Source organism: Ruegeria sp. O4, from assembly GCF_056535125.1.
Genome location: NZ_JBQERO010000044.1, coordinates 1 through 2214 on the forward strand (window position 1 = coordinate 1; position 2214 = coordinate 2214).

At 53.8% G+C, this 2214-nt stretch carries 3 protein-coding genes; all 3 read right to left on the minus strand.

Features of this window, described 5'->3' with window-relative positions; all coding sequences use genetic code 11:
- Positions 1–227: 227 nt before the first annotated feature.
- Positions 228–1136 carry a sigma-70 family RNA polymerase sigma factor gene (locus tag ACR0J7_RS20390; RefSeq protein ID WP_480900893.1) on the minus strand — a complete coding sequence of 303 codons (909 nt, stop codon included), beginning with the start codon at positions 1134–1136 and terminating at the stop codon, positions 228–230.
- Positions 1133–1594 carry a carboxymuconolactone decarboxylase family protein gene (locus ACR0J7_RS20395; RefSeq protein WP_170592554.1) on the minus strand — a complete coding sequence of 154 codons (462 nt, stop codon included), beginning with the start codon at positions 1592–1594 and terminating at the stop codon, positions 1133–1135. The genes ACR0J7_RS20390 and ACR0J7_RS20395 overlap by 4 nt, the downstream gene beginning before the upstream one ends.
- Before the next feature lie 238 nt (positions 1595–1832).
- Positions 1833–2214: MarR family winged helix-turn-helix transcriptional regulator (locus tag ACR0J7_RS20400; RefSeq protein ID WP_480915471.1), on the minus strand; the 382-nt coding region annotated here is incomplete at its 5' end.

The window sequence follows — 2214 nt, forward strand, 5'->3', positions numbered from 1 at the left end:
TGCCTCGGTCCCATCATCACCGCACCTCCACTCTCAAAAACGAGTGAATCAGCGACAGGCAAACCAATCAACGGAATTTTTCAACACTATGTCCGCGATCTGTAAGTTCGACCTGCATGGAATTTTTCGCTCGCGGCAAAGGACCGCAATGCGGGCTGCGACCGCAGAATCCAGATGGGTCGTTGGATGTCGGCTCAGGGCCGGTGTTTTCTCCGTATGTAGTCATCCTAGTCAGATAGGCCGCCACTAATGGGCGTGTGTTCGTCGAACGACAGATGACGTGTCTTTTCCGGATTGCGAACAACGTAAACAGCGGTAATCACGTCGTATTCGATCTCCAACGACATCGTTTGCAAAAGGCCGCTCGCTTCATGGCTGAGGATCGATGGCAGATTGTTCAGGTGGCAGAATTGCCATTGCTGGACAGATTGATCAGAGTATTTACGCGCCAATCCAGACAATAGCCGCATCACCTTATCTCGGCCCAAAATCGGATTGAGTGTCGCCAGCACTTTGCCGCCGCCATCCGAAACAAATCTTACGTCTTGCGCAAGCAATTTGGTAAGAACGTCGGTGTCGCCGCTTTTGGCGGCCATGAAAAATGCCTTGGCGATGGCTTCGCCTTGTTGCGGCTCAACCTGTGTTCGAGGTTTGCTGCGCTGCACATGTTTCCGCGCTCGGCTGACAAGCTGGCGGCAGGATTCAGGTGTGCGTTCCAGTGCCGATGCCAGCTCGTCATATGATTGCTCGAACACATCGTGGAGCAGAAATGCTGCCCACTCGAGAGGTGTCAGCCGCTCCAGCGCCAGTAGGAGTGCCACTGAGACGTCACGGTCCAGTCGCTCGGTGGCATCATCTGTGATCAGTGGTTCCGGCAACCACTCGCCGGGATATGTTTCGCGTCGAATACGCGCGGCCCGCATGTGATCCAAACATAACCGCGTGACGGTTCGGATCAGAAAACCCGTCGCGTCCCGCACACTGGCATGATCAACCTTCTGCCAACGCAAAAATGCGTCCTGTACTACATCCTCCGCGTCGCCAACGGTGCCCAGCATTCGATAGGCGACCGCAAACAAGCGCGGTCGCAGATCGACAAAAATCTGGTCGTTGACGGGTGAAATCATATGACTCATGCGGCCGAGGCCTCCTTGGCGGCAGGATGTGGCGTTGCAAAGCCAATAGCAATGCGGTTCCAGGCATTGATCGTTGTCACAACCAGCGTTAGGGCGATCTTTTCCTGATCTGAAAACTGAACGGCCATCTCTTTATAGATGTGATCCGGTGCACCATTCTGCTCGATGCGGGTCAGCGTTTCGGCCCAGGCAAGAGCGGCGCGTTCACGCCCGGAATAAAGAGACGACTCTCGCCACGCGTTCAGTAAGTGAAGCCTGTCTTCACTCTCACCCTGCGCACGCGCGTCATGGGTGTGCATGTGAATGCAGAAAGCGCAGCCGTTGATCTGCGACACGCGCAATTTTACCAGTTCGATTAGACTGTGCTCAAGGCCGGATGTTTTGAGGCATTCCTCCATGTCGAGCATTGGCTGCATAAGTTGCGGGGCAACGGCGAAGTGGTTTAGGCGGGATTGCATGAGGTGCTCCTGTATTCGGGTGTATAGAAACAGGACGCGGCAGGCGTGGAGTTTGTGACATGGGTGCGTAACAAATCAGTTTTTATTGCGTAGGGTGGACAGTTATATATCAATCGAGTTGCGCAAAGTTCACCAGTGTTTCGCGAATGCTTTACTCGACTGCAGGTGCCCTGTTTCCAAGGTGCGCCATGTTCTGAAAATGTGATGGTTTCTTGGGAGGCGCTTAATTTATCAGTATTTATTTCGTATCTTCGTCAACCGCCTCGCCCAGTGCTTTAAGCAGTCCATTCAAGTTATCGCGCTGCTCGGGCGATAAACCGTTCATAAGCCGATGTTGTGTTTCAACGTGATCTGAGACGGCATTTTCGATTTTTGAGAACCCGTCCCTCGTCAATCGGATCAAGAAGCCGCGTTTGTCTTCCGGATTTGGCGCGCGCTCGACCAAGCCGGCCTTGACGAGCTGGTCAATTCGGTTGGTCATTGTCCCCGATGTCACCATGGTCAGGTCAAGCAATTCCCCCGGCGACAGGCCTTCAGGCTTTCCGGATCTGCGCAGAGTCGCCAGTACATCAAAGCTGGCGAGGTTAAGCCCGTAAACCTTCCAGGTTTTGTCCATCTCT

Excerpts from the sequence above, each read along its gene's own strand:
- ACR0J7_RS20390 (WP_480900893.1), bottom strand. The coding sequence starts at position 1,136 with ATGAGTCATATGATTTCACCCGTCAACGACCAGATTTTTGTCGATCTG.
- ACR0J7_RS20395 (WP_170592554.1), bottom strand. The coding sequence starts at position 1,594 with ATGCAATCCCGCCTAAACCACTTCGCCGTTGCCCCGCAACTTATGCAG.